Source organism: Glycomyces algeriensis, assembly GCF_027622855.1.
GTDB classification, from domain to species: Bacteria; Actinomycetota; Actinomycetes; order Mycobacteriales; family Micromonosporaceae; genus Glycomyces; species Glycomyces algeriensis.
The window spans coordinates 100,098-126,262 of sequence record NZ_JAPZVR010000011.1; the positions used below are offsets into that span (position 1 = coordinate 100,098).

Genomic DNA, 26,165 nt, shown 5'->3' on the forward strand with positions numbered 1-26,165 from the left:
CGCGGGCCCCCGGGGGGGCGCGGCCCCCCCGCCCCCCCGCCCGCCCGCGCCCCCCCCCCCGGGCGGCGGCCCGCCCCCCGCGGCCCGAATCGGGTTGCCGCCCAGGGCGGGCGCTGGCAGGATTCGGGCCATGCCGACCCCCTCGCGCCAGATCCGCGCCGTCTTCGACGCCGAGACGATCACCGTCTACCAGGCCTACTCCCCCGCGATCGCCGAGCCGGCGCTGGCGGCGCAGACGTTCGTGGCGCCGTTCAAGCGCGAGCGCATGACGTGGATCAAGCCGTCGTTCCTGTGGATGATGTACCGCTGCGGCTGGGCGGCGAAGCCGGGCCAGGAGCGGGTGCTCGCGGTGCGGATCACGCGTGGGGGGTTCGCCTGGGCGCTGGCGCATTCGTGCGGGAGCTACCCCGCCGAGGGCGAGGACGTGGAGGCCTGGAAGGCCCGGCTCGCGGCGGCGCCGGTGCGGGTCCAGTGGGATCCGGAGCGCGGGCCCGCGCTGGAGCGGCTGGAGCACCGCTCGATCCAGATCGGCATGTCGGGTGAGGCCGTGGATCGCTATACGGGGCAGTGGATCACGGCGATCGAGGACGTCACGGACCTCGCGGTGCGCATCGGCGCGGCGGTCGGACGCGGCGAGCAGGTGCGGCACCTGCTGCCGGTCGAGCGGCCGTACCCGCTCGAGGACGATCTCGCCGCCGCGGTGGGCGCCTCTCAGTCCAGGTCGTAGGCCGCCAGGAGCGAGTCGAGCATGGCCTCCTGGATTGCGGCGCTGTAGGTCTCGGGGTCGAAGCAGGCGAGCTGGGCGGCGCCTTCGGTGGCGCCGACGAGGGCGACGACCGCGGTGTTGACGCGTTCGGGCGCCCAGTCGGGGGCGGAGGCCGCCACGAGTGCGGCGACGCGTTCGCGCCAGGCGCGGTTGTTCTTGCGGTGCAGGGCGATCAGGTCATCGTCGCCGACTGAGGCGGCCAGGAACCCCATCCAGACCAGTGCTTCCTGCGCCGAGTCCTCGTTGAGCGCCATGCCTTGGGCGAGGACGGCGCGCAGTGCGGCGCGGGGCGTCGCGGCCTCGGCTTCGAGGCGTTCGACGCGCACCCGCGTGCGGGCGTGCAGCAGGTCCCGGGCGTGGGCGAGCAGCGCCTTGCGGCCGGGGAACCGGTGCATGACGAGGCCGGTGGTGCACCCCGCCTCAGCGGCGACGGCGCGGATCGTCAGGTGCTCGATCCCCTTGCCCGCCAGGATGCTCCAGACCGCCTTCGAGATCCGCTCCTGCTGCTCGCCGTGGTCCGCCCTGCGTGCGATGGCCCGCTCCCCTCATAGTCGTAACAAGTGTTACCGTAACATTCGTTACGACGAACTCGACGACAAGGACCCCGCCATGCCGACCACCGCCGCCTGGATCATCGAAGCCCGCGACTGGGACGACCCGCGGGGCGTCGGCCTGCGCACGAGCCAGCGCGCCGAACTCGACGAGCGCTACGGCTGCGACGACCACGAGCCCGGCCCGCTGCCGTCCGCCGCGGACGTCTCGGTGTTCCTCATGGCCTTCGGGCCCGACGGCGAGGCGCTCGGATGCGGCGCCCTCCGCGAACTCGACGAGTCGTCGGCCGAGGTCAAGCGCATGTACGTCGTCCCCGAATCGCGCGGATCCGGCGTGGCCGCGGCGCTCCTGGCCGCCCTGGAGGACGCCGCCAGCGCACATGGCTGGACCACCGTGAAGCTCGAGACCGGCGTGGCCCAGCCCGACGCGATCCGCTTCTACGAGCGCGAGGGCTACCACCGGATCCCCCGCTTCGGCCACTACGCCGACTGGGACATCTCGGTCTGCTACGCCAAGTCCCTCGCGTAGAAAATCGCGGAACGCAGGCAACCTGGGCGCCGCGCGGCGCGTATCCCTCACACCCACCTGAGAGGAATCCCCATGCGACGGTCCCCCATCACACCGTTGAGCGCCACGGCCGCAGCCGCGCTGCTGACCTCCCTCGCGGCCCTGAGCGCCTGCACCGAGGACGCGCCCGAGCAGGAGCCGCCCGCGGAGGAGGCGAAGGTCGACCTCGTCGCGCTGCTCGATGAGAACGACCGGCTCGCCAAGGAGCTGTACGAGATCGAACCGGAGATCACCCGCGTGTGCCTCGAGAACCAGGGCTTCTCGGTGCACGACGAGGCGGCGCTGTTCCAGGTCATGGTGATCGGCGTCGACGAGGCCGGACCCCAGGAGGACTACTACGGCTTCCAGAACTGGCTCCCCGAGACCGCCACGGCCGCCGAGTGGGGCTTCGGGCAGTGGATCTGGGAGAGCGGGGACGAGGAGCTGATCACGGCGTACAACGAGATCCAGTTCCCCGACGAGCCGGAGATCGAGGAGGAGCAGCCGCCGGACAACTCGGCGTTCGAAGCGCTCGATGCCGAAGAGCAGATCGACTGGTACACGGCGTTCATGGGCGAGGAGAAGATGGCGTACGAGGACCGCGCCTGGAGGCTGCGGAACCCGGACGCCACCGAGGAGGAGCTCGCCGAGCGCCGCTCCGAGATCGAGCCGGCCGAGGACGAGGGCTCCATCGAAGGCGAGATGGAGATCATCCCGCCCAAGCCCGGCGGGTGCGAACTGGCGACGATCGAGGCGCTCTACGGCGAACCGCAGCTCGTCGAGGAGGAGATGGAGGAGGGGGTCGAACCGGGCCTGGCGATCTACACCTGGAAGTACCGCCTGGAGGAGCCCGCGGTCCCCCCGACTGACCAGGCGTTCATCGACGCGGAGACCCGGGACGTCACCGACGCGTTCCTCACCTGCATCACCGAGCGCGGCTTCGGCGGATGGGAGTTCCAGGACGGATCTTGGCTGCCGGTGAACCAGTACTTCGGCAAGATCTACCAGGGCGAGGACTACGAGCCCTTCGACGGACCGGGCTACGACGAGCCCACCGCGATGCCGGAGCCGCCCGCCGACCTCCCCGACGACTTCGAGGGCAAGAAGGCGCACGAACTCGACATGGCCGTCGCCTTCGCCGAATGCGCCGACGAGGTCGAGTACCGCGAGGCGTTCATCGCGGCGTCCGACGCGGACGAGCAGGCGGCCTACGCGGCGATCGAGACCGACCTCTACACCTACCAGGACAACCTCCGCGAAGCCCTGAAGACCGCGCAGGACCTCCTCCAAGCCTGAGCATGTTCGGTCGCCGGGAAGCAGCGTTGGCTTCCCGGCGGCCTTGCTACTTCACGGCGTGGGTGACGTCCCTCTCCTCGGCGTAGAAGCAGGCCGTGGGGTGGGTGCCCTGGTCGCCGGTGGCGAGGGTGGGGACCTCCTCGGCGCAGTGGTCGGTGGCCTTCCAGCAGCGGGTGCGGAAGCGGCAGCCGGACGGCGGGTTGATCGGGGACGGGACGTCCCCTTGGAGGATGATCTCCTCGCGCCGGCCGCGCAGGTCCGGGTCGGGGACGGGGACCGCCGAGAGGAGCGCCTGCGTGTACGGATGCCGGGGATGGTCGTAGATCTCGGCGCCGGTGCCGCGCTCGACCACCTTGCCGAGGTACATGACCGCGACCTCGTCGGCGATGTGGCGCACCACCGACAGGTCGTGCGCGATGAACACGTACGCCAACCCCAGCTCGTCCTGCAAACGCTCGAGCAGGTTGATGACCTGGCCCTGGATCGACACGTCCAGGGCGCTCACCGGCTCGTCGCAGACGAGCACCTGCGGCCGCAGCGCCAGCGCGCGGGCGATGCCGATGCGCTGGCGCTGGCCGCCGGAGAACTGGTGCGGGTAGCGGTTGACGTGGTCGGGGCTGAGGCCCACCATGTCGAGCAGGTCCTTGACCTCGTTGGCGCGCTGCCGCTTCGGGATCACCTCCGGGTGGATCTCGAACGGCTCGCCCACGATGTCGCCCACGGTCATCCGCGGGTTGAGCGAGGTGTACGGGTCCTGGAAGACCAGCTGGATGTCCCGTCGGAACGGCCGCATGCGCCGTGAGGAGAGGTCGCCGATCTCCTTGCCCTGCAGTTTGATCGAACCGGACGTGGGCGCTTCGAGGCCGACCAGGAGCTTCGCCAGCGTGGACTTGCCGCAGCCGGACTCGCCGACCACGCCCAGGGTCTTTCCCGGGTAGAGCCGCAGGTCGACGCCGTCGACGGCCTGCACCTGGCCCACGGTGCGCTTGACGACGATGCCCTTCTGGATCGGGAAGTGCTTCACCAGGTCCGTCGCCTCGAGGATCGGCTCGGTGCTCGTGTTCGCTTGGCCGAGTTCAGCGTTCATCGGCGTAGACCTCCTCGGCGAAGTGGCAGCGGCTGCCATGGCCGGACGCGGGTTCGAGCCAGGGCGGGACCGCCTCGGCGCACTGGTCCTCGGCGGCGAAGCAGCGCGGATGGAACGGGCAGCCGCTGGGCAGGCTCGCCGGGTTCGGCGGCAGGCCGCGGATCACCTCGAGCGCCTGCCCGATGGTGTCCACGCGCGGGATCGCGCGCAGCAGCGCCTTCGTGTACGGGTGAGCGGGGCGTTTGAACGCGTCGCGGATGCCGGCGCGCTCGACCACCTCCCCCGCGTACATGACCGCGACGTCGTCGGCGACGTCAGCGACCACCCCGAGGTCGTGGGTGATGAGGATGAGCCCCATGTTGCGGTCGTTCTGGATGTCCTTGAGCAGCCGCATGATCTGGGCCTGCACGGTGACGTCGAGGGCCGTGGTCGGCTCGTCGGCGATGAGGATCTCCGGGTCGAGCGCGAGCGCCATCGCGATCATGACGCGCTGGCGCATGCCGCCGGAGAACTGGTGCGGGTAGTGGCCGACGCGGTTCTTCGCGTCGGGGATGCCGACGAGGTCGAGCAGCTCGACCGCCCTGGTCTTCGCCTCGGCGCGGCTGAGGCCGCGGTGGACGCGGAACAGCTCGCCGATCTGGAAGCCGACGGACCACACCGGGTTGAGGGCCGAGAGGGCGTCCTGGAAGACCATCGCGATGTGGTTGGCGCGTACGCTCCGGCGCGTCTCCTCGTCGAGTGCCAGGAGGTCGACGCCTTGCAGCCTGACCTCGCCGCGGGTGATGCGCGCGGGCGGGGTGTCGAGGATGCCCATCACGGCCTGGCTGGTCACGGATTTGCCGGAGCCGGATTCGCCGACGATGGCGAGGGTGCGGCCGAGTTCGAGTTTGAAGCTCGCGCCGCGCACCGCCGGGATGCGGACGCCGCGCAGGCGGAACTCGACGTGCAGGTCGTCCACTTCGAGCAGGGGCCGGTTGGGGTCGACGCCGGGGAGCGTGTCGCCGACGACGCGGATGCGCATGTTGGTCATGGCTCACCTCAGTTTCGGGTCGAGGGCGTCGCGCAGGGCGTCCCCGAAGGTCGCGAACGCGAACACGGTGATGAGCAGGAACGCCATCGGCCAGGCCAGCAGGTACAGGTACCCGCCGGCGGCCCAGCCGGTGCCCTCGGCGAGGAGGATGCCCCAGCTCGTCGCGGGCGGCCGGATGCCCAGGCCCAGGACCGCGAGCACGGACTCGGTGACGATGATGCCGCCCACGGTGGTCGGCACGATGGCCGTCACGGGCACGATCGCGTTGGGCATGATGTGGCGGAACATGATCCGGCGGTCCTTGGCGCCGAGGCAGCGCGCGGCGGCGACGTAGTCGAGGTTGCGGGTCTCGATGGTCGCCGCCCGCACGTACCGGGCGAACTCCATCCAGCCGAACACCGAGAGCGCCAGCGCCGCCGGGGCCACCGAGGGTATGAGGTCCTCGGAGCTGCTGCGGCCCCGGAAGAGGGCCAGGAGGAGGAGCGCGCCGAGGAGGAACGGCACGACCATGAAGACCTCGAGGGCGCGCGAGATGACCGCGTCGGTCCAGCCGCCGTAGTAGCCGGAGAGGATCCCCATGACGAGTCCGATGAGGACGCTGATGAGGATGACGGTGACGGCCAGGAGCAGGGTCGGCCTGGTGCCGTAGACGAGTTTGGCGGCGAAGTCGCAGCCGAACGCGTCGGTGCCGAGCGGGTGGTCGCCGGTGAACCAGGTCTCCGGGCGCTGCTTGGCGAGCCGGCCCGAGCAGCTGCGCGGGTCGGCGTCGGTGAACAGGGTCGGGAAGAGCGCCATGGCGACCGCAGCGAGGATGAGCAGGGCGGCGATGAGCACGTCGACCCGGCGGACCATGCGGTGGAACGCGTCCTTCCACAGTGAGGCCTGCGGGGCGTCCTCGGTCTTGAGGACGCCGGGCACGGTGTCGGGGAGGGTTTCGGCGCTGTCAGGCATAGCGAATCCTCGGGTCGAGTACGGCGTAGAGGAGGTCCACGAGGAGGTTCACGGCGAGCACGACGACGGCGATGATGACGAACGAGGTGATCACGATGCTGACCTCGGTGGTGAGGAGCGCGTTCCACAGGAGCTGGCCCATGCCGGGGATCTGCACGATGCCCTCGGTGACGACGGCGCCGGTGAGGATGAACGCGAAGTTGTAGCCGATCGCGGTCACGACGGGGATGAGCGAGTTCCGCACGATGTGGACGCGGGCCACGCGGCTCCGGCTGAGTCCCTTGGCGTGTGCGGTGCGCACGAAGTCGGCGTGGTAGTTCTCCAGTTGGCTGGCCCGCACCAGCCGGGTCATGCTCGCGAGTCCGGCGGTGCCCAGGAGCAGGCCGGGGATGATGATCGTCATCCACGGGTAGTCGACGTCGTAGGTGGGTCTGAAGAGCTGGCCTATCGCCGCTTCGTCGCCGAAGATGCCGCGGACCCAGCGGGTCAGGGGCACGGCGATGAGCGAGGTGTAGATCAGCATGATGAGGAAGACGGGCACGGAGTCGACGAGGATGGTGCCGCCGCGCACGGCGTGGTCCTGGAGGCGGCCGCGGTGCCGGGCGGCCCAGGAGCCGAAGACCATCGCGAGCACGACGAGGGTGATGATCGAGAAGGCGAAGAGCCGCAGCGTGTTCGGGATGGAGATGGCGAGGAGCTCGCCGACGTCCCGGTTGCCGCGGAGGGTGGTGCCGAAGTCGCCCGCGGCATAGGCCTGCAGCCGTTCGACGAACGGCATGACGCAGGGGTCGCCGATGCGGTCGTAGCAGGAGTCGTCGAGGTTGTACATGGCTTCGACCTGTGCGAGCGCCGCGGCGTTCGGCGTGCGGTCGCCGAAGAAGAGGCGGGCCGGATTGCCGCGGACCTGCACCGAGAGTGCCATCAGCCAGTGCATCAGGAAGAGCACCAGTCCCAGTGTCAGCAGCGCCTGCAGCAGGCGGCGAATGACGTAGCGTCCCATTGGAGTTGTTCCCGTTCCCTTATTTGGACGGCGCAGCGGGCGGCATAGCGCGTGGCACGGTGCCGGCGGGGTGGGCGGACCACCGCGACTGGAGGTCGCGCGGTGCTCCGCCCACGTCTCAGGCGCCGTAGCGGTGCCGCTGCCGGCTACTGGACGACCGTGACCTCGCGGAGTTCGCAGTCGCCGCCGGGACCGAGGTAGATCGCGTTGAGGACGATGTTGTCGACGTCCTCGCTGTAGAACACGTTGTCGGCCGAGTAGATGATCGGGGCGGCCGGCATGGCCTCGGCGATGATCGCCTCGGCTTCGGCGTAGAGCGGGATCGCCTCGTCGAGGGTCGCGGCCTGGTCGGCGGCGAGGATCGCGGCGTCGAACTCGGGGCTGGCGTAGCCGAAGACGTTCATGGCCTCGCCGCCGCCGTAGACCGGCGTCAGGAAGTTCTCGTTGAGGTTGTAGTCCGGGCCCCACTGGTAGCGGAACGGGCCTTCGACGGTGTGCTCGTCGCGGGCGGTCAGGAACTCCGGCCAGTCGAGCGGGACCAGTTCGTACTCGATGCCCAGGGTCTCCTTGATGGAGTCGCCGACGGCCCGGTAGAGGGTCTGGTTGTCGGCGGTCTCGTTGTACCAGAGCTGGAAGACCTCGCCCTCGGGCCAGCCTCCGGCCTGCTCGAGGAGGTCGTTGGCGAGCTCGGGGTCGTAGCTGCAGTACTCGCAGGCGCCGGTGCCGCCGCCGAGGATCGTCTCCGGGATGAAGCCGTCGGCGGGGACGCCGCGGCCTTCGCCGATGACGGTGAGCACGGCCTCGCGGTCGATCGCGGCGGAGAAGGCGCGGCGGAGGTTGACGTCCTGCCACTCCTCCATCCACAGGGGGAAGCCGAGGGCGGTGAACGAGGTGCCGGGCTGGGTGATGAGCCGCTCGGTGAGCTCGGGGTCGCTCATCGCGGTCTCGAAGTCGGCCGCGCGGGGCGAGCAGACGTCGATGTCGCCGGTCTTGAAGTCGTTCCAGCAGTCGGTCTCACCGATGTAGGGGTGCCAGACGACGCTGTCGATCTCGGCCGGCATGTCGCCGGCGTAGTCCTCCCAGCGGACGGCGGTGCCGCCGGACTCCACGACGTACGGCTCCTCGAGCATGAAGGGGCCGTTGCCGATCGGGTTCCACATGCAGGCCTCGAGGTCGGCCAGGCACTCCTCGGCCATCGGCAGGAAGGCCGCGTAGCCGAGCATGGTGGCGAAGCCGCTGAACTGCTCGACGAGCTTGACCTCGATGGTGAGGTCGTCGACGGCGGTGAGGCCGGAGAGGGTGTCGGCCGCGGGCTCGGGGAACTCGGGCGTCTCCGGGTCGGCCCACTGGTCCTCGGGCAGCGGCGCGGGGTTCATCTCGTCGTAGCCCTGGAAGCGGCCGAAGAAGTAGTTCAGCCCGGCCACGTTGGGGCCGTATGCGGTGTGGTTCCACGAGCGGATGAACGACTCGGCGTCGACCGGTTCGCCGTTCTGGAAGGTCAGGCCCTCCTTGATCGTGATCGTCCACGTCTGGTTGTCCGTGGTGGTGATCTCCTCGGCCACGAGGTTGACCGGCTCGCCGGTCTCGTTGTCGTAGTAGACGAGGCCGTCGTAGACGTTCTTGAGGATGCGGTAGCACTCCGAGTCGTCGCAGTCGCTGACCACCAGGGTGGGGACCTCGCCGATCTGCATGTCGACGGTGCCGCCGCCCGCCTCGCCGCCGTCGCCTACGTCGTTCGGGTCGCCCGTGCATGCGGTCAGTGCGAGAGCGGCCGCCGCAAGGACGGCGGCCGCTGTACGGATTCGTTTCACGAGGGTCTCCAGAGCGTGAGTGGGTCGTGGGATAACTCACACCATGGCGCACAACACATCTAAAAGATAGGGTGCGTTGTGAAATCGTTACCGTGCAGACGGTTGTCAGAGACCTTGGGCTGCAATCATTTCGTCCGTATTGCCTGCAGAATCCCAATTAGTGAGACGCAGGTTTCCAATGAGTGCCCAAGGGGCGCTTGTGATCGCCTCGCGACGGACGATCACCCGTCCCGCGAGGCGGTCGGCGCTCAGAGCCGTTCGGCCCTTTTGGATCACTCCGGCAGCAGGTACGCGGAGGCCTCGGCCGCGGCGGCCGGGCCGTAGGACTGCTCGAGGCGGTGCACGAACTCGACCGGGTTCACCGCATAGCCTTGCGGGCCCACGGTTTCGAGGGCCAGCGCGGTCATCTGCGAGCCGACCTCGGCGGAGCGGCGCAGGCCCATCCCCCAGCCCAGTCCGGCCAGGAGGCCGGCGGTGAAGGCGTCGCCCGCGCCGGCGGGGTCGATGATCTCGCGGGCGCGCGGGAACGGCACGCGGATGCGTTCGATGTCGTGGCCGGCGATCTCGACGCCGTCCTGGTCCAGCGTGGTCACGCGGACGCGCACCCGCTCCAGGATCTCGTCGTCGCTCAGTCCGGTGGTGGCCTGGAGCAGCTCGTACCGGTCCTGGCTGGTGACGAGGAACTTGGCGCCGGTGAGGAAGTCGACGGCTTCGTCGCCGGCGAGTTCGCCGGGGTCGGCGCTGAACTCGAGGCCGAGGTCGCGGCACTGGTCGGCGTAGGCGTGCATGGCCTTGGCCTCGCCGGGTCCGATGTGGACGAGGCCGAGGGTGCCGCCGCGCTCCATGACCTCGATGAGGTCGAGCTCTTCGCCGTCGATCACGACCGGCGCCTGGCCGAGTCGGTTCATGCCGTGGCCGACCGTTTCAGCGGTCGCTCCGGTGACGGCGGTCTTCATGCCTTGCACGACAAGTGGCACTGCGATTGTCCTCGTTCAGTCGGGGACGCGGTGATGCGAATGAATGGAAGCGCGTGTGCGCCTGCGCTGCGCGCTGTGCAGATCGGGCGATGGGGCCCTATGGGAGCCGCCAGCCTAGCGCATGGCTCAGCCCGGCCGATCCGGAGATCGACCGGGCTGGAGGCAAATCCCCGTCGATCCGTTTAGTGGAACGAGTCGCCGCAGGCGCAGGATCCTTGGGCGTTCGGGTTGTCGATGGTGAAGCCCTGGGCGTCGATGCGGTCGGCGAAGTCGATGCTCGCGCCGATGAGGTAGGGGACGCTCATCTTGTCGACCACGACGCCGAAGCCCTCGTAGTCCTGGACGGTGTCGCCGTCGCGCACGTCGGTGTCGAAGTACAGGCCGTAGCGCAGGCCGGAGCAGCCGCCGGGGCTGACCTCCACGCGCAGGCGCAGGCCTTCCTCGCCCTCCTGCTGGATCAGGGCTTTCACCTTGGTGGCGGCCGCTTCGGTGAGCACAACGCCGACCTTGGTGGCGTCCTTGGCGTCGTTCGCCTGCTCGGTGTCGGCCTGCTGGGTGGCGCTCACTGGCAACTCCCTCGTGTGTGTGCGAGATCCAAGTCGATCGGGTCTCTTCGACAGGTCAACAGTACCCAACCGCATCGGGTGTGTCGTTATTCCGGAGGTCACATACCTGGAGATGTGACGTGTACTGGTGACCAGTCCTCGACCGTACCTAGTCCTGCCATTCCTTCGCCACCTTCTCGGCGAGTGAAGTGAGTCCCGCTGCGGGTTCGGCCATGGCGGCCTCGGGGCTGCCGAGGAGTTCGGTGACCGAGTGGACGCCCGCGAGGTCGGGGTGCGAGTCGAGGTCGGAGCGGCCGGCCATGACGAGGCAGGGCCTGCCGTGGGCGCGCGCGCCCGAGGCGACCTCGGCGGCGAGCTTGCCGCGCAGGCTCTGGGCGTCGAAGGAGCCTTCCCCGGTGATGACGAGGTCGGCTGCGGCGATCTTCGCGTCGAGGCCGACGGCGTCGCAGGTGAGGCGGGCGCCGGACTCGCGGCGGCCGCCGAGCAGGAAGAACGCGAAGCCCAGGCCCCCGGCGGCGCCGGCGCCGGGCAGTTCGGAGGCGCCGACCGGGCCGATGGTGCGTTCGGCGAGTTCGGCGAAGGACGAGAGGGAGAGTTCGAGGAACGGCAGGGCGTTGCCGGTGGCGCCCTTCTGCGGGCCGAACATGTAGGTCGCGCCGTGGGGACCCAGGAGCGGGGAGTCGACGTCGGTGGCCGCGATGATCTCGACGCCGCGGGTGCGGGCGTGGCCTTCGATGCCGGCGCAGGCCGAGAGGGTGCCGCCGCCGTAGGGCAGGGCGGCGCCCGTGGAGTCGAGGAGGGTGAGGCCGAGGGCGGTGAGCATCCCGGCGCCGGCGTCGTTGGTGGCCGAGCCGCCGAGACCGATGACCAGGCGTTTCGCGCCCTGCTCGATGGCATGGGCCAGGACGATGCCGAGACCGTAGGAGGTGGTCCGCCGCGGGTCGCGTTCGGAGGGTTCGAGGAGGTGGAGGCCGCACGCCTCTGCGGACTCGATGTAGGCGGTCTCGCCGTCGCGCAGGTAGTCGGCGACGACGGGGCGGCCGAGGGGGTCGCAGGTGTCGACGTCGCGGAGGGTCGCCTCGGGGAGGGCGTGGGCGAGGACGTCGACGAAGCCGGGCCCGCCGTCGGCCAGCGGCAGCGTGACGATGGTGTCGCCGGGCCTGGCGCGGCGCCAGCCCGCGGCGACGGCGTCGGCGGCTTCGGCGGCGCTCATGGTGCCGGCGAACTTGTCGGGAGCTATGAGGATGCGCACACCGTGAGCCTAGTGGATGCCCGGAAGCTGGGTGTAACCGCTTGCCGAGCGGGGGGAGGGCCCACCCTGTGGACCGCTTGTCCGCATGGCGGATTCGAGGAGTCCGGCGAGGGCGCGAAAAGGTCTAACATTGCCGCCATGACGGGCTTCAACGAACCTGCTTCCACTCAGACCGCGCTCCTGCTCCTGGGACGCGGCACCGACTCCGGCTCCGAGCGCGGCGTCGACTGCCCCGGTGAACTGCCCGCGCCCTCCGACCCCGACCTGGTCGAGCGCGCCCGCGCCGCCAAGGAGGCGCTCGGCGGCAACGTCTTCATCCTGGGCCACCACTACCAGCGCGACGAGGTGATCCAGTTCGCCGACGTCACCGGCGACTCGTTCAAGCTCGCGCAGCAGGCCGCCGCGCGGCCCGACGCCGAGTACATCCTCTTCTGCGGCGTGCACTTCATGGCCGAGAGCGCCGACATCCTCACCGGCGACCACCAGCAGGTCATCCTGCCCGACCTCGCCGCCGGCTGCTCCATGGCCGACATGGCCACCGCCTCGCAGGTCGAGCAGTGCTGGGAGGACCTCCAGCGCATCGGCATCGCCGAGACCACCGTCCCGGTCACCTACATGAACTCGACCGCCGCGATCAAGGGCTTCGTCGGCCGCGAGGGCGGCATCGTGTGCACCTCCTCGAACGCCGAGCGGGCGCTGCGGTGGGCCTACGAGCAGGGCGAGAAGGTCCTGTTCCTGCCCGACCAGCACCTGGGCCGCAACACGATGGTCCGCGAGATGGGCTACTCGCTCGACGACTGCGTGCTCTACAACCCGCACAAGCCCAACGGCGGCCTCACCGACGAGGAGCTGCGGAACGCCAAGATCATCCTGTGGAAGGGCCACTGCTCGGTCCACGGGCGCTTCACGCTCGAGACCGTGGAGGAGATGCGCCGCATCGACCCCGAGGTCAACATCCTCGTCCACCCCGAGTGCAAGCACGAGGTCGTCCAGGCCGCCGACTACGTGGGCTCGACCGAGTACATCATCAAGGCCCTCGAAGCGGCCGAGCCCGGCTCGTCCTGGGCCATCGGCACCGAGCTGAACCTGGTGCGGCGCTTGGCGAACCAGTTCCCGGACAAGAAGATCTCGTTCCTGGACAAGACGGTCTGCTACTGCTCGACCATGAACCGGATCGACCTGCCCCACCTCGTGTGGGCGCTGGAGGAGCTGGTGGCCGGGCGGGTGCCGAACACCATCACCGTCGACCCCGCGACCGCCGGGTACGCCCGCGAAGCGCTCGACCGGATGCTCGCGCTGCCATAGAACGGGCAGTGATCATGCAACCGCCGACGCGGGTCGCGGCGTGTCCCTAGGGGGCGCGCGGCGGCCCGCGCAGGCGTTCCAGAGCAGGTTCGCCCGTTCGGATCCAGGTGCGCATGATCACCGTGGGTTATGCCGCTACCTGGGCGTTTTTCCCGTGGCTGTTCCGTTATCGTTGGTCCGCCGAGTGGTCTCGACAGGTCCACGCAGACCTGGCGATGCCGCCCCCGGTTCCCGGCCTCAGTCCCAGAACTCCACCCACCGAGGAGACCTCTTGAGCAGCACCGACGCCACCCCCGCAGAAGACATGCTGATCATCCACGGCGGCACGCCGCTGGAAGGCGAGGTGCACGTCCGCGGGGCGAAGAACCTCGTCTCGAAGGCGATGGTCGCCGCCCTCCTGGGCACGTCGCCTTCGGTGCTGCGCTCGGTGCCCGCCATCCGCGACGTCGAAGTCGTGACCGGGCTGCTCCGCGTCCACGGCGTCGACGTCGAACTCGACGGCGACACGCTCTACATGGACCCCACCTCGGTCGAGTCCGCCGGCGTCGAGGAGATCAACGTCCACGCCGGGACCAGCCGCATCCCGATCCTCCTGTGCGGGCCCCTCCTGCACCGCCTCGGCCGCGCCTTCATCCCCGACCTCGGCGGATGCAACATCGGCGGCCGCCCCATCGACTTCCACCTCGACGCGCTCCGCAAGTTCGGCGCGGTCGTCGACAAGGACGCCGACGGCACCCACCTCTCGGCCCCCAACGGCCTCCACGGCATCCGCTACGAGCTCGAGTTCCCGTCGGTGGGCGCGACCGAGCAGGTGCTGCTCACCGCCGTGATGGCCAAGGGCACCACCGAGCTGCGCAACGCCGCCATCGAACCGGAGATCATCGACCTCATCTGCATCCTGCAGAAGATGGGCGCGATCATCAAGGTCCACACCAACCGCGTCATCGAGATCGTGGGCGTCGACGAGCTCAAGGGCTACTCGCACCGTGCCCTGCCCGACCGCATCGAGGCCGCGTCGTGGGCCTCTGCGGCGCTGGCCACCCAGGGCAGCGTGTTCGTGCGCGGCGCCCAGCAGACCGACATGATGACGTTCCTCAACGTGTTCCGCTCCATCGGCGGCGCCTACGAGGTGAACGACGACCCCAACGAGGGCGGCATCCGCTTCTGGCACCCGGGCACGGCGCTGAAGCCGGTCGCGCTCGAGACCGACGTGCACCCCGGGCTCATGACCGACTGGCAGCAGCCGATCGTCGTGGCGCTGACCCAGGCCGACGGCCTGTCGATCATGCACGAGACCGTGTACGAGAACCGCTTCGGCTACACCTCCGAGCTGCGCCGCATGGGCGCCAACATCGAGCTGTACTCCGACTGCCTGGGCGGCACGCCGTGCCGCTGGGGCCGGCGCAACTTCCTGCACTCGGCCGTCATCGCCGGGCCCTCGAAGCTGCACGCCGCCGACCTCCAGATCCCCGACCTGCGCGCCGGGTTCAGCCACCTGATCGCCGCCATGGCGGCCGAGGGCACCTCGCGCGTCTACGGCGTCGACCGCTACATCACGCGCGGCTACGAGAACTTCGAGGCGAAGCTCCTCGGCCTCGGCGCGAAGATCGAGCGGCCGACCTCCACGCTCGCCAACCGCCGCTGAAGCACACCGGTGACGCAGGCGGGCCGCCGCGAGCAGCGGCGGCACCGCCTGCGACCCGTGCGCGCCCGGACCATCCGGGCCCGAGAGCCGCGTCGCCACCCGCAACTGAGCGGGAGCGGTCCGAAACCGCGTAGGTATGCTTGGGGGGCAGCATCCCGCAGCGAGTCGAGGAAGGCCTTAAGTCCGTGGCGAAGAAGTCCGTGCAGGCGGCAACACCTGCTCCCAAGGAGACCCAACCGGCTTCCGCCACCGACAAGAAGGGGAAGGCCACTCCCAAGCGGCCCAACCAGTCCAAGGCGCGCCCTCCGGTCAACCCCCCGCTCACCGCGAAGGAGAAGCGGGAGGCCCTGAAGAAGGCCGGCCCGCTCACCAAGGAGCAGAAGAAGCAGGCCAAGGACGACATCCGCGCCGAGCGCGGCCGCATCGCCGAAGGCCAGTGGAAGGGCGACCCGCTCTTCGACAAGTACCACCTGCCGCGCGACCGCGGCGCCGAGAAGCTCCTCGTGCGCGACATCGTCGACTCCCGCTGGTCCGTGGGCCAGTACTACATGTTCGGCGCGTTCGGCATCCTGATCCTCTCGACCTCCGGCTCCGTGCAGCTCCAGAGCTACCTGTTCATCGCGCTCATCGCGCTGACGGCCGTCATCGTGATCGAGTCCGTGCTGCTCGCGCGCCGCGTGAAGCGGATCGTGTTCGCGCGCTTCCCGAAGACCGCGCAGCGCAAGGGCGGCCTGTACTGGTACGCGATCCAGCGGAGCATCATGCCCCGCTCGATGCGCAGCCCGCGCCCGCGCATGAGCTACAAGGCGAAGGAAGACGACCTCGGCAAGGTCGTCAAGTAAGGCGGGACGGCCCGCTCTCCACGAATTCACGACCCGCAGGCGTCGTGGAGGAGGTGGAGGACCTGCCCTTTTTGCACCGGTCCGGCCCGGGACCGTTCTGCCGTCGTTCCCGGGTCTCCCATGGCTTACCCTCGAACTGTCGTAGCCCTCTCTGACCCCGGAAAGTAGTCAACGTGGTGGATGTCGCGGCGGACTTGCGGGCGGGGCTGTTCCGCGCCCTCGGCCCACTCGATCGCGCCACCATGCGGCACGCGATCGCCGACACCGTTGCCCTCCAGCAGATCCGCGAGGAGGCCACCAAGCGCCTCGCCCGCGCCGCGGCCGAGGCCGACCAGTCCCGCCTGCTCGGCGTGCGCGCCGTCATCCTGCGGGTGCTCGGCGACTTCGACGGGGCCGAGGTGGACGCCGCGGCGGCCGTCAAGTACGCCGAGGCCGTGGGCGCCGACCTGCTCCTGGCCCCCGCGCGGGCCCGGCTGGCGCAGGTGCTGCGCGTGCGCGGCCGCTACGAGGAGGCCGACCAGCTGTTCGCGCTCGCCGAGGCCGGCGAGCTGCCGCGAACCCTCACCGGCGCCGTGCGGGCCTACGCCGGGCTCTCGTGCATCGCGCAGGGCCGCATCACCGAATCCCTCATCCACGTGCAGCGCGCCTCCGAGCAGAACCCGCACGGGTTCGTCATGCAGATCGTGGAGACCGCGCTCTCGCTCATCGAGGAGCACGCCGCGAAGGCCGGGTTCGGGCCGCCGCCGCGCGGCTGGCCCGAACGCGCCGGGCACCCCGCGCCCGACCGGTTCCAGGACCCGCAGACCGGCCGCTTCGGATACCTCGGCGTCGACGGGCGGCCCGTCGTGCAGGCCGCGTTCAGCCAGGCCGGGGACTTCCGCGGCGGCGTGGCCGCCGTCTGCCAGGCCGACTGGGGCGCGATCGACCGCACCGGCACCGTCGTCGTCCCCATGCTCTACAGCTCCATGGAGACCCCCACCGCCGACGGGCGCACGGTGACCGGGTTCGTGAACGGCGTCGCCGTCGCCTCCCAGCGCGGGCGCGTGCTCGTGGTGCACAAGACCGGGCGCGTGGTCGTGCCGCCGCGCTACCAGCGCGTCGAGGTGCACCCCTCCGGGTTCCTCGCCTCCGACGGGTACTCGTGGGGCGCGCTGGGCCTGGACGGCAACGAGATCGTGCCGCTGCGGGTCGACCGGGCCGAGGCGCTCAGGACGCTCGACGCGGCGGTCTCGATCGACGACGGGCCGCTCTGAGCCCACCGCCCGTACACCTGCGTGTGACGCCTGAGTCGTTGACGCTAGCCGTGCGGCAGGTAATCTCTTGGCATGGAGTTTCGTCATCTCGGCCGCTCAGGCCTCGTCATTTCCGAGCTCGTCTACGGCAACTGGATCACCCACGGCGGCCAGGTGGAAGAGGACGCCGCCGTCGCGTGCGTGAACGCCGCCCTCGATGCGGGCATCACCACGTTCGACACCGCCGACGTCTACGCCCAGGGCGCCGCTGAGGAGGTCCTCGGCCGCGCGCTGAAGGGCCAGCGCCGCGACGGCCTGGAGATCTTCACCAAGGTGTACTGGCCGATGGGCCCGGGCAAGAACGACCGGGGGCTCTCGGCCAAGCACATCAAGGAGTCCATCGACAACTCGCTGCGCCGCCTGCAGACCGACCGCGTGGAGCTGTACCAGGCCCACCGCTGGGACGTCGAGACGCCGCTCGAGGAGACCATGCAGGCGTTCGCCGACGTGGTGCGCTCCGGCAAGGCCCACTACATCGGCGTCTCCGAGTGGACGGCCGACCAGATCCGCGCCGGCGCCGAGCTCGCCAAGGAGCTGAAGATCCAGCTCGTGTCGAGCCAGCCGCAGTACTCGGCCCTGTGGCGGGTCATCGAGGCCGAGGTCGTGCCGGCCTCCGAGGAGCTGGGCATCGGCCAGATCGTCTGGTCGCCGCTGGCGCAGGGCATCCTCACCGGCAAGTACAAGCCGGGCCAGGACGCCCCCGCGGGCTCGCGCGGCGCGGACCCGAAGTTCGGCCGGTTCGTGGAGCAGTGGCTCAACGACGATGTGCTCGAGCGGGTCCAGCAGCTCGGCCCGATCGCCGAGGCGCAGGGCCTCTCCATCGCGCAGCTGAGCCTGGCGTGGGTGCTGCAGAACACGAACGTCTCGGCCGCGATCATCGGCGCCACCCGCCCCGAGCAGGTCGTCGAGAACGTCAAGGCCGTCGGCGTGAAGCTCCCTGAAGAGGTCTACGCCCAGATCAACGATCTCCTCGCGCCGGTCGCCGTGACCGACCCGAAGGAGACCACGGCGCCGAACCCGCGCGCCTAGAACCGCATAGGATGTATCCTTTAGGATTTGCCCGAACCCTATAGGATATATCCTATTGGATCTGCTCGTGCCGGGCGGACGCCGCGAACGCGAGCGCCCGGGCGACGAGTTCCGGATCGGCCGCATCGAACCATTCGATGCGGCCGTCCCTTTTGAACCAGGAGCGCTGGCGGCGCACGAAGCGGCGCGTGCCCTGGGCGGTGAGGCGGAAGGCCTCCGCCTCGTCGTACTCCCCCGCGAAATGCGCGAGGACCTGCTGGTAGCCGAGGGCGCGGGACGCGGTGCGGCCTTCGCGCAGGCCCTGCTGCTCGAGGGCGCGGACCTCGTCGAGGAGACCGGCGTCCCACATGCGCTGGACGCGCTGCTCGATGCGCGCGTCGAGGGCCGGCGTGTCGAGGTCGACGCCGATGCGCACCGCCTCGATATGGGCCTTGGGTTCGGGCAGGCTCGCAGTGAAGGAACCCGTGAGTTCCACGACTTCGAGGGCGCGCACGACCCGGCGGCCGTTCGAAGGCAGGATCGCGGCGGCGGCGGCGGCGTCGAGGCCCTTCAGCCGCTCCCAGAGCGCGGCGGAGCCCTCCCGCTCCAGTTCGGCCTCGAGCCGGGCCCGGATCACGGGGTCGGTGCCGGGGAACTCCATCTCGTCGAGCGCGGCCTGCACGTACAGGCCGGAGCCGCCGACGAGGACCGGGCGTTTCCCGCGGGCGCGGATGTCCGCTATCGCCTCGCGGGCGAGCCGCTGGTAACTGGCCACATCGGCCGGTTCGGTGACATCGAGGACGTCGAAGACATGATGGGGCACACCGCGTTTCTCCGCCTCGGTGATCTTCGCGGTGCCGATGTCCATGCCCCGGTAGAGCTGCATCGAGTCGGCGTTCACCACCTCGCCGCCCAGCGCCTCGGCCAGCGCGACCGACAGCGCGGTCTTGCCCGCTGCGGTGGGGCCTACGACGGCGATCACCGGCGGCTGTAGGGTGGGGAGGCTGCCAGCGTGCGATGCAGAGCCCAACTGAACGACCCCTTCGGTTCGTGCGGCACCACCCGACTGGCGGCTACCCGTCAACCACCGTAAGGTACGGGAAATACGTCCCTAAGTTCGTGTGAAGGATTTGAGATTACCGCGATGAGTGACCTCGGAGACTGGACCAGCTTCGGCCGCGTTGACGCCGACGGCACGGTCTACGTGAAAACCTCCTCCGGCGAGCGCGCGGTCGGCTCGTGGCAGGCCGGCTCCACCGAGGAGGGCCTCGCGCACTTCGCGCGCAAGTACGCCGACCTCGTGGTCGAAGTCGATCTCATCGCCGCCCGCCTGAACTCGGAGTCCGCCGACGTCGAGCAGGCCGCCTCGCAGCTGCGCAAGCTGCGGGAGGGCCTCGAGTCCGCGGCCGTGGTCGGGGACGTCGACGCCCTCGCCACCCGCCTCGACGGCCTCTCGAAGCACGCCGAGGACAAGCTCGGCGAGTTCAAGGCCGCGAAGGACGCCGAGCGCGCCGAAGCGGTCGCCGCCAAGGAGGCCCTCGTGGCCGAGGCGGAGGAGCTCGCAGCGAAGGACAGCCACTGGAAGGCCTCGGGCGCCCGCTTCTCGGAGATCATCGAGGAGTGGAAGGCGATCCACGGGGTCGACCGGAAGACCGACCAGAAGCTGTGGCGCCGGTTCTCTTCGGCCCGCGACACGTTCACGCGCCACCGCGGCGCGTACTTCTCGCAGCTCGACGCCGAGCGCAAGGTGATCGGGACCAAGAAGGAAGAGCTGATCGCCCGCGCCGAGGCGCTGTCGACCTCGACCGACTGGGGACCGACCGCCGACGCGCTCAAGGGCCTCATGGCCGAGTGGAAGGACGCCGGGCGACTGGCGCCCGACGCCGAGCAGAAGGCCTGGAAGCGGTTCCGGGCCGCGCAGGACGTGTTCTTCAACGCCCGCTCCGAGGTCTTCTCGGCCCGCGACGCGGAGCTCGACGCCAACCAGGCCGCGAAGGAGGAACTCCTGAAGCAGGCCGAGGCGCTCGACATCGAGAAGGACCCGAAGGGGGCGCAGAACGCGTTCCGCGAGCTGCAGGCCGGCTGGCACGACATCGGCGCGGTCCCCCGCAAGAACCAGGCCAAGCTGCAGCGGCGCCTGCGCAACGTCGAGGACAAGCTCCGCGACGCGCTGGACACCGCCTGGCGCAAGGTCCCGGTCGAGAAGAACCCGCTGCTGCTCCAGATGCGCCAGCAGGTCGCCGAGGCCGAGGAGAAGCTCGAGCGCGCCAAGGCCGACGGGAACGCCGGCCGCATCAAGAAGGCCGAAGCCGACCTGGCGAGCAAGAAGCAGTTCCTTCAGCTCGCTGAAGGAACCCAATAGCACAGCCTTCAGCTCGCTGAGGGTGCCAAGTAAGCGAAACCTGCCGTTGGGCCGGGGTTCGCGGGAACGCATGAGCGCGTTCGCGGACCGATCGGGATAATGGGACAGGGCTACGACGGCGTGGACCGATCCGGTTCACGCCGTTCGCTTTGCCCGAGGCCGCTTCCCGCCGCGCACCCCAAGGAAGGCAGACGCTCATGGTTCTCGAGAACGACCCCCTGGAGACGCTCCCCCCGCAGTTCGTCCCGACCCAGAACGTGTTCAACCTCCGCGACGTCGGCGGCTGGACCGGCCTGGGCGGCAAGAAGGTGAAGACCGGGCAGGTCTTCCGCTCCGACAACTTCGGGCAGGCGACCGAGGCCGACATCGACAATGTCGTGAACCGCCTCGGCGTGCAGCACGTGATCGACCTGCGCAGGGCCGAGGAATGGGAGGAGTCCGGGCGGTTCCCGGAGGTCGACGGCGTCGAGTTCCACCACTTCGAGATGCTCCACATCAAGTGGGAGCACATCGGCCTGCGGGCGAACGGGCTCTCCGACGAGGCCGACGTGATCCGGTTCCTGCGGCACCGCTACACCGGGATGATGGAGTCCGGGTACCTGTCCGTGCGCGACTCGCTCGAGGTCATCGCGGCCGGCGAGCCCGTGGTCTTCCACTGCATGGCCGGGAAGGACCGCACCGGGATCGTCGCGGCCGTGCTGCTCTCGATCCTCGGCGTGAGCGACGAGGACATCGCCGCGGACTACGCGCTCACCCGCCACGGCTCGGCGCGCTGGCGCGCGTGGCGGGACCGGCACCTCGGCAGGCCCGAGGTCGAAGGCGGCCTGGACGTCCCGATCGAGGCGATGCTCCAGACGATCGACGAGATCAACGCCCGCTTCGGCTCCATGGAGCAGTACGCCGAATCGACCGGGTTCAAGGGCGCGGACGCGCTGCGCGACCTGCTGCTCGAATAGCCGCGACCGCTAGTGCGCCCACCGGACCGCCCGCTGGTCGACTACGCACCGGCCGGCTACTTACCGGTCGGCAGGTGGAAAATCGTTTGCCCTGTGTCGTACCCTGCTCGTACGGTGGTTCGGTGGGCTCAGAGCGGTTGAAAACTCCAGAACTGTCCGAAACAGACGATCTCGAGCCGCAGCGTTCGGCGCCGGAGCGGAAATCCGCCCTGTCGAACCTGTGGCGCATCAAGAAGTACCTGTACCCCTACCGGTACCGGCTGGCGCTGCTGTGGACGATGGTCCTCCTGAACATCGCCTCCGGCCTGGCCATTCCCCCGCTGGTCGGCAAGGCCATCGACGGTCCGATCGCCGAGCGGGACATGCACGGGCTGTGGGTCATCGTCGGCGTCATCGCCGTCCTGGGGGCCGCCGACGCGATCCTCCAGCTCTCCCGGCGCTACATGCAGACCACGACCGCGATGGCGATCGAGGCGGACATGCGGGCCGGGCTCTACGAGCACCTCCAGCGGCTCCACACCGGCTTCCACGACCGCTGGCAGACCGGGCAGCTCCTCGCCCGCGTCACCTCCGACCTCGGCATGATCCGGCGGTTCTTCGCCGGCGGCCTGGTCTTCGCGATCACCTCGATCGGCATGATCCTCATCATCCTGGGCCAGCTGCTGTTCATCGAATGGCGCCTGGCCCTCATCGTCGCGGCCTCGGCCGTGCCGCTGTTCCTCATCGGCCGCAAGTTCTTCCGGGGCTACCTGCCCGCGGCCAGGTCCGAGCAGGACCAGTCCGGGGAGGTCTCCAGCGCCGCGGAGGAGTCCGCGCTCGGCATCCGGGCGATCAAGGCGCTCGGGCGCGGCCCGCTCATGGCCGCGCGCTTCGAGAAGGAGGCCGCCGAGCTGCGCGACCGGGGCATCCGCAAGAGCCTCATCGCGTCCCGCTCCTGGTCGGGGTACGACGCGATCGCCACGGCCGCCGTAGGCGCGGTCCTGGTGTTCGGCTCCGTCATGGTCGCCGAAGGGCGCATGACCGTGGGCGACCTGACCGCGTTCGTCATGCTGCAGCTCGCGCTGCTGTGGCCGATCGAGGCCTCCGGCTGGGTCATGGCCCACGGCAACGAGGCCATGACCGCCGCCGACCGCGTCTACGAAGTGTTCGACACCGAGCCGGCCATCAAGGACCGGCCCGGCGCGAAGGCGATCGACCGCAGTGCGGTGCGCGGCGAACTCGTCTTCGAGGACGTGCGCTTCGGCTACGAGGACGACTCGCGCGACATCCTGCGCGGCGTCGACCTGCGGGTCAAGCCCGGCGAGACCGTCGCGATCGCGGGCCGCACCGGCTCGGGCAAGTCGACCCTCGTGTCGCTGCCCTCGCGCCTCAACGACCCGACCGGCGGCCGCATCCTCCTGGACGGCACCGACATCCGCGACCTGCAGCTCGCGAACCTCCGCTCGGTCGTGACCACCGCGTTCGAAGAGGCCACGCTGTTCTCGATGAGCGTCCGCGAGAACCTGGCCCTCGGGCGCCCCGACGCCGACGAGGCCGACCTCCAGGAGGCCCTGCGGGTCGCGCAGGCCGAGTTCGTCCACGACCTGCCGTACGGGCTCGACACCCGCATCGGCGAGCAGGGGCTCTCGCTCTCCGGCGGCCAACGCCAGCGCCTCGCGCTCGCCCGCGCCGTCGTCGTGAAGCCGGCGGTGCTGGTGCTCGACGACCCGCTCTCAGCGCTCGACGTGCACACCGAGGAGCTCGTGGAGAAGGCGCTCGCGCAGGTGCTGCGCGAGACGACCGCGCTCGTCGTGGTGCACCGGCCGTCGACGGTGGCGCTCGCCGACCGGGTGGCGCTCCTGCACGAAGGCCGGATCGCGGCCTTCGGGAAGCACTCCGAGCTGATGGCCCAGAGCCCTGAGTACGTGAGCGTGCTCTCGGCGGAGTCCGAGGAGATGGCGGCGTGACGATGACCGACAATCCCGCTGAGAAGCCCGCCGACAAGCACGTGTCCTGGCGCGGCCAGGCCGAGTCGGCCGAGGCCGACCGCACGAGCGCCGAGGTGGACGACGCGGCGTCAATCAAGGAGCTGCGGAGCCAGTCGCGGCGGCTCCTGGGCTCGATGATCCGACCGCACAAGAAGGCGATCGGGTTCCTGTGCGCGATCCTGCTGGTGCAGAACTTCACGAGCATGGCCACGCCGCTGCTGGTCATGTTCGGGATCGACAATGCGATCCCGGCGATCCGCGAGCGGGGCGACTACTCGGTGCTGATCGGCATCGCGGTCGCGTTCGCGGTCGTCTCGGTCCTCAAGTACGTGTGCGTGCGGCTGTACATCGCGCAGTCGGCGAGGGTCGGCAACGCGATGCTGTTCGCGCTGCGCAACAGGGTGTTCCGCAAGTTCCAGGACTTGTCGGTGTCGTTCCACGAGCGGTTCACGTCGGGCCGGGTGACGGCCCGGCAGAGCTCCGACATGGAGTCGATCCGGGAGATGACCGAGAACGGCGTGGACGACCTGGTGCTGGCCGGGCTCAACGTCATCACGATCACCGTGGTCATGCTGGTGATCGACCCGCGGCTGGCGGCGGTCACGCTGCTCACGTTCCCGCTGATGATCCTGCTGGGCCGCTGGTTCAACCGGGTGTCGACGCTGGCGTACCGGCGGGCGCGCGAGACCGTGGCGCTCCTCATCGTCTACTTCGTGGAGTCGATGGGCGGGGTGCGCGCGGTGCAGGCGTACCGGCGCGAGGAGCGCGACCGGGAGCTGTTCGACGGGCTCAACACCGACAACCGGTTCGCGCAGGCCAGGGGCCACCAGCAGAACGCGTTCATGTCCGGCGGCATGCGCGGCATCGGGCACCTCGCCACCGTGGTGGTGCTGGTGTTCGGCGGCTGGCAGGTCATGCAGGGCAACACCGAGGTCGGTGTGCTGGCCGCGTTCCTGCTGTACATGAAGCGGTTCTTCGACCCGCTGAACGAGCTGGTGCAGTTCTACAACGTGCTGCAGTCGGCGACCTCGGCGCTCGAGAAGATCTCCGGGGTGCTCGACGAGGAAGTGGAAGTGGGCGAGCCCGAGGAGCCGCGCTCGATCGAGGCGCCCCGCGGCGAGCTCCGCTTCGACGGCGTGCGGTTCCAGTACCGGGAGGACCAGGTGGTGCTGCCGGGCCTGGACCTGCGCATCCCGGGCGGCCAGACGACGGCGCTCTTGGGGTCCACGGGCGCGGGCAAGACGACGATCGCGAAGCTCGTGAGCCGCTTCTACGACCCGAAGGGCGGCACGGTCTCGCTCGACGGCGTGGACCTGCGCGACCTGAGCGAGCGGGAGCTGCGCGAGCACATCGTGATGATCACGCAGGAGAACTTCCTGTTCAACGGCACGATCGCCGAGAACATCGAGCTGGGCAAGCCCGGATCGGACCGGGAGCGGATCATCGAGGCGGCCAAGGTCGTGGGCGCGCACGAGTTCATCGAGGCGCTGCCGGAGGGGTACGACACGCACGTGCGCAAGCGCGGCGGGCGGCTCTCGGCGGGCCAGCGGCAGCTCGTGGTGTTCGCGCGGGCGTTCCTCGCGGACCCGCGGGTGCTGATCCTGGACGAGGCGACCTCCTCGCTCGACATCCCGTCGGAGCGGCTGGTGCAGCGCGCACTGCGCACGATCCTGGCCGACCGGACGGCGATCATCATCGCCCACCGGCTGTCCACAGTGGAGATCGCGGACCGCGTGCTCGTGCTCGAGCACGGCCGCATCATCGAGGACGGCCACCCGAACGAGCTCATCGACCACGGCGGCGAGTACGCCACCCTGCACCGCCAGTGGGAAGACAGCCTCGTGTGAGCGCCCGGGCGGGCCGGTCCCGCCCGGGCTATTCCCCGTGCAGAGAAGAGCGTCGATGATCACGAACGGCGGCGGACCGGAATGACCGGGGCGCGGCGAGGGGTTGGACCCGCAGTAGCAGTGGAACCCCCGCGAGCCTCGGAGCGCCTTGGCCCGCAAGTAGAAAGCCAGGTACGCCATGTTCGCTCTCACCTTCTCCGAATACGGATCCTCCGATGTGCTCGTGGTGACCGAGGTGCCCGAGCCGCACGCGGGCCCGGGCCAGATCCGCATCAAGGTCCGCACCGCGGCCGTCAACCCGATCGACTGGAAGGTCCGGGCCGGGTACCTCCAGGAGCTCTTCCCGGTGGCCTTCCCCGGTATTCCGGGCTGGGACTCGGCGGGCGTGGTCGACGAGGTCGGCGAGGGCGTCACTGGCGTCGAGGTCGGTGACGAGGTCATCGGGTACGGGCCGACGTCGCAGGCCGAGTACACCGTGGTGGACCACTTCACGCCCAAGCCCGCGTCGATGAGCTGGGAACTGGCGGCGGCACTGCCTACCGCCGCGGAGACCGCCGTGCGCTCGCTGGAGCTGCTCGGACTCTCCGCGGGGCAGACCGTGCTGATCGACGGCGCGGCCGGGTCCGTGGGCAGCGCCGCGGTGCAGTTCGCGGTCGCCAAGGGCCTCAAGGTGATCGGCACCGCGAGCGAGGGCAACCACGAGTACCTGCGTTCGATCGGCGCGCAGCCCGCGGTGTACGGCGAAGGCCTGGCCGAGCGGGTGGCCGCGCTGGCTCCCGCAGGGGTCCACGGCGCGATCGACGCCGCCGGTGCCGGTTCGCTGCCCCAGCTGGCCGCGATCACCGGCGACCCGAAGCAGGTCGTCACGATCGCCGACTTCTCCGGCTCGGTGCCGGAGGCCCAGGTGACCGTGGCGGCGAGTGCGTTCCACGCGCTGGGCGAGGCGACCGCGCTCTTCGAGGCCGGCAAGTTCGACCTGCGCATCGACTCGGTCCACGAACTCGCGGACGCCGCCAAGGCGCAGGACGCGAGCCAGACGGGCCACGCGGCGGGCAAGCTCATCCTGAACGTCGCCGCGAACTAGCGGCGCGGGGAATAGGGGGGGGG

23 protein-coding genes are annotated in these 26,165 nt (G+C 69.9%); 13 read left to right on the plus strand and 10 right to left on the minus strand.

The features are described from left to right. Positions 1-130: 130 nt before the first annotated feature. The gene (locus O2L52_RS18870; protein WP_270117423.1) at positions 131-727 is read left to right on the plus strand and encodes a DUF4291 domain-containing protein; all 597 of its coding nucleotides are present in this window, start codon (positions 131-133) and stop codon (positions 725-727) included. Here the strand turns inward: O2L52_RS18870 and O2L52_RS18875 are convergent. Next, complete coding sequence (locus O2L52_RS18875) at positions 712-1,299, minus strand: TetR/AcrR family transcriptional regulator (RefSeq protein ID WP_309299885.1); 588 nt, start codon at positions 1,297-1,299, stop codon at positions 712-714. The genes O2L52_RS18870 and O2L52_RS18875 overlap by 16 nt on opposite strands. Before the next feature lie 76 nt (positions 1,300-1,375). Between O2L52_RS18875 and O2L52_RS18880 the strand changes: the two genes are divergently transcribed. After that, a complete protein-coding gene (locus O2L52_RS18880) occupies positions 1,376-1,846 on the plus strand; it encodes a GNAT family N-acetyltransferase (RefSeq protein WP_270117424.1) in 471 nt (156 codons plus the stop codon). A gap of 72 nt (positions 1,847-1,918) precedes the next feature. After that, the gene (locus tag O2L52_RS18885) at positions 1,919-3,160 is read left to right on the plus strand and encodes a hypothetical protein (RefSeq protein ID WP_270117425.1); all 1,242 of its coding nucleotides are present in this window, start codon (positions 1,919-1,921) and stop codon (positions 3,158-3,160) included. 46 nt (positions 3,161-3,206) lie between these two features. On the opposite strand, the gene O2L52_RS18890 is transcribed toward O2L52_RS18885, so the two are convergent. The 8 genes from O2L52_RS18890 to O2L52_RS18925 form a co-directional block, all read right to left on the minus strand. Beyond that, positions 3,207-4,247: an ABC transporter ATP-binding protein gene (locus O2L52_RS18890; RefSeq protein ID WP_270117427.1), complete on the minus strand. Its 1,041-nt coding sequence runs from the start codon at positions 4,245-4,247 to the stop codon at positions 3,207-3,209. Continuing rightward, on the minus strand, positions 4,237-5,277 hold the full coding sequence (locus O2L52_RS18895; RefSeq protein WP_270117429.1) for an ABC transporter ATP-binding protein: 1,041 nt from the start codon (positions 5,275-5,277) through the stop codon (positions 4,237-4,239). Before O2L52_RS18895 ends, O2L52_RS18890 begins: the two co-directional genes overlap by 11 nt. Positions 5,278-5,280: 3 nt before the next feature. After that, on the minus strand, positions 5,281-6,228 hold the full coding sequence (locus tag O2L52_RS18900) for an ABC transporter permease (protein ID WP_270117431.1): 948 nt from the start codon (positions 6,226-6,228) through the stop codon (positions 5,281-5,283). Further along, positions 6,221-7,228: an ABC transporter permease gene (locus tag O2L52_RS18905; RefSeq protein ID WP_270117433.1), complete on the minus strand. Its 1,008-nt coding sequence runs from the start codon at positions 7,226-7,228 to the stop codon at positions 6,221-6,223. Before O2L52_RS18905 ends, O2L52_RS18900 begins: the two co-directional genes overlap by 8 nt. 146 nt (positions 7,229-7,374) lie before the next feature. Continuing rightward, positions 7,375-9,039, minus strand: coding sequence for a peptide ABC transporter substrate-binding protein (locus tag O2L52_RS18910; protein ID WP_270117434.1), 1,665 nt, complete (start codon positions 9,037-9,039; stop codon positions 7,375-7,377). A gap of 272 nt (positions 9,040-9,311) precedes the next feature. Further along, positions 9,312-10,016: a PfkB family carbohydrate kinase gene (locus O2L52_RS18915; protein ID WP_270117436.1), complete on the minus strand. Its 705-nt coding sequence runs from the start codon at positions 10,014-10,016 to the stop codon at positions 9,312-9,314. 182 nt (positions 10,017-10,198) lie between these two features. Then, complete coding sequence (erpA, locus tag O2L52_RS18920; RefSeq protein WP_309299886.1) at positions 10,199-10,513, minus strand: iron-sulfur cluster insertion protein ErpA; 315 nt, start codon at positions 10,511-10,513, stop codon at positions 10,199-10,201. A gap of 217 nt (positions 10,514-10,730) precedes the next feature. Beyond that, the gene (locus O2L52_RS18925) at positions 10,731-11,834 is read right to left on the minus strand and encodes a glycerate kinase family protein (RefSeq protein ID WP_270117438.1); all 1,104 of its coding nucleotides are present in this window, start codon (positions 11,832-11,834) and stop codon (positions 10,731-10,733) included. Between the two features lie 138 nt (positions 11,835-11,972). Here O2L52_RS18925 and nadA point away from each other — a divergent pair, with 138 nt between their 5' ends. The 5 genes from nadA to O2L52_RS18950 all read left to right on the plus strand — a co-directional run bounded on the left by nadA (position 11,973) and on the right by O2L52_RS18950 (position 17,947). After that, positions 11,973-13,139, plus strand: coding sequence for a quinolinate synthase NadA (nadA, locus tag O2L52_RS18930; protein ID WP_270117440.1), 1,167 nt, complete (start codon positions 11,973-11,975; stop codon positions 13,137-13,139). 304 nt (positions 13,140-13,443) lie between these two features. Next, a complete protein-coding gene (murA, locus tag O2L52_RS18935) occupies positions 13,444-14,784 on the plus strand; it encodes a UDP-N-acetylglucosamine 1-carboxyvinyltransferase (RefSeq protein WP_344471317.1) in 1,341 nt (446 codons plus the stop codon). A 185-nt stretch (positions 14,785-14,969) separates the two neighbouring features. Next, entirely contained in the window at positions 14,970-15,626 is a 657-nt protein-coding gene (locus tag O2L52_RS18940) for a DUF3043 domain-containing protein (RefSeq protein WP_270117443.1), read from the plus strand. Between the two features lie 173 nt (positions 15,627-15,799). Then, complete coding sequence (locus O2L52_RS18945; protein ID WP_270117444.1) at positions 15,800-16,879, plus strand: WG repeat-containing protein; 1,080 nt, start codon at positions 15,800-15,802, stop codon at positions 16,877-16,879. A 72-nt stretch (positions 16,880-16,951) separates the two neighbouring features. Then, the gene (locus O2L52_RS18950) at positions 16,952-17,947 is read left to right on the plus strand and encodes an aldo/keto reductase family protein (RefSeq protein WP_270117445.1); all 996 of its coding nucleotides are present in this window, start codon (positions 16,952-16,954) and stop codon (positions 17,945-17,947) included. Between the two features lie 52 nt (positions 17,948-17,999). On the opposite strand, the gene miaA is transcribed toward O2L52_RS18950, so the two are convergent. Next, positions 18,000-18,956 carry a tRNA (adenosine(37)-N6)-dimethylallyltransferase MiaA gene (miaA, locus tag O2L52_RS18955; RefSeq protein WP_373897027.1) on the minus strand — a complete coding sequence of 319 codons (957 nt, stop codon included), beginning with the start codon at positions 18,954-18,956 and terminating at the stop codon, positions 18,000-18,002. Positions 18,957-19,070: 114 nt separating this feature from the next. Here miaA and O2L52_RS18960 point away from each other — a divergent pair, with 114 nt between their 5' ends. From O2L52_RS18960 to O2L52_RS18980, 5 genes are all read left to right on the plus strand, one after another. Beyond that, positions 19,071-20,288, plus strand: coding sequence for a DUF349 domain-containing protein (locus O2L52_RS18960; protein WP_270117447.1), 1,218 nt, complete (start codon positions 19,071-19,073; stop codon positions 20,286-20,288). Positions 20,289-20,485: 197 nt separating this feature from the next. Further along, positions 20,486-21,244, plus strand: a complete 759-nt coding sequence (locus O2L52_RS18965; protein WP_270117448.1) for a tyrosine-protein phosphatase — start codon at positions 20,486-20,488, stop codon at positions 21,242-21,244. Between the two features lie 122 nt (positions 21,245-21,366). After that, positions 21,367-23,190 carry an ABC transporter ATP-binding protein gene (locus O2L52_RS18970; RefSeq protein ID WP_270117449.1) on the plus strand — a complete coding sequence of 608 codons (1,824 nt, stop codon included), beginning with the start codon at positions 21,367-21,369 and terminating at the stop codon, positions 23,188-23,190. Positions 23,191-23,192: 2 nt separating this feature from the next. Beyond that, positions 23,193-25,058, plus strand: coding sequence for an ABC transporter ATP-binding protein (locus O2L52_RS18975; protein WP_270117452.1), 1,866 nt, complete (start codon positions 23,193-23,195; stop codon positions 25,056-25,058). A gap of 178 nt (positions 25,059-25,236) precedes the next feature. Continuing rightward, positions 25,237-26,142 (plus strand): NADP-dependent oxidoreductase, encoded by a 906-nt coding sequence (locus O2L52_RS18980; RefSeq protein ID WP_270117450.1) that lies wholly within the window; start codon positions 25,237-25,239, stop codon positions 26,140-26,142. The last annotated feature ends 23 nt before the right edge of the window (positions 26,143-26,165 follow it).

Excerpts from the sequence above, each read along its gene's own strand:
- O2L52_RS18870 (WP_270117423.1), top strand. The coding sequence starts at position 131 with ATGCCGACCCCCTCGCGCCAGATCCGCGCCGTCTTCGACGCCGAGACG.
- O2L52_RS18880 (WP_270117424.1), top strand. The coding sequence starts at position 1,376 with ATGCCGACCACCGCCGCCTGGATCATCGAAGCCCGCGACTGGGACGAC.
- O2L52_RS18885 (WP_270117425.1), top strand. The coding sequence starts at position 1,919 with ATGCGACGGTCCCCCATCACACCGTTGAGCGCCACGGCCGCAGCCGCG.
- O2L52_RS18890 (WP_270117427.1), bottom strand. The coding sequence starts at position 4,247 with ATGAACGCTGAACTCGGCCAAGCGAACACGAGCACCGAGCCGATCCTC.
- O2L52_RS18895 (WP_270117429.1), bottom strand. The coding sequence starts at position 5,277 with ATGACCAACATGCGCATCCGCGTCGTCGGCGACACGCTCCCCGGCGTC.
- O2L52_RS18900 (WP_270117431.1), bottom strand. The coding sequence starts at position 6,228 with ATGCCTGACAGCGCCGAAACCCTCCCCGACACCGTGCCCGGCGTCCTC.
- O2L52_RS18905 (WP_270117433.1), bottom strand. The coding sequence starts at position 7,228 with ATGGGACGCTACGTCATTCGCCGCCTGCTGCAGGCGCTGCTGACACTG.
- nadA (WP_270117440.1), top strand. The coding sequence starts at position 11,973 with ATGACGGGCTTCAACGAACCTGCTTCCACTCAGACCGCGCTCCTGCTC.
- murA (WP_344471317.1), top strand. The coding sequence starts at position 13,444 with ATGCTGATCATCCACGGCGGCACGCCGCTGGAAGGCGAGGTGCACGTC.
- O2L52_RS18950 (WP_270117445.1), top strand. The coding sequence starts at position 16,952 with ATGGAGTTTCGTCATCTCGGCCGCTCAGGCCTCGTCATTTCCGAGCTC.
- O2L52_RS18960 (WP_270117447.1), top strand. The coding sequence starts at position 19,071 with ATGAGTGACCTCGGAGACTGGACCAGCTTCGGCCGCGTTGACGCCGAC.
- O2L52_RS18965 (WP_270117448.1), top strand. The coding sequence starts at position 20,486 with ATGGTTCTCGAGAACGACCCCCTGGAGACGCTCCCCCCGCAGTTCGTC.
- O2L52_RS18975 (WP_270117452.1), top strand. The coding sequence starts at position 23,193 with ATGACCGACAATCCCGCTGAGAAGCCCGCCGACAAGCACGTGTCCTGG.
- O2L52_RS18980 (WP_270117450.1), top strand. The coding sequence starts at position 25,237 with ATGTTCGCTCTCACCTTCTCCGAATACGGATCCTCCGATGTGCTCGTG.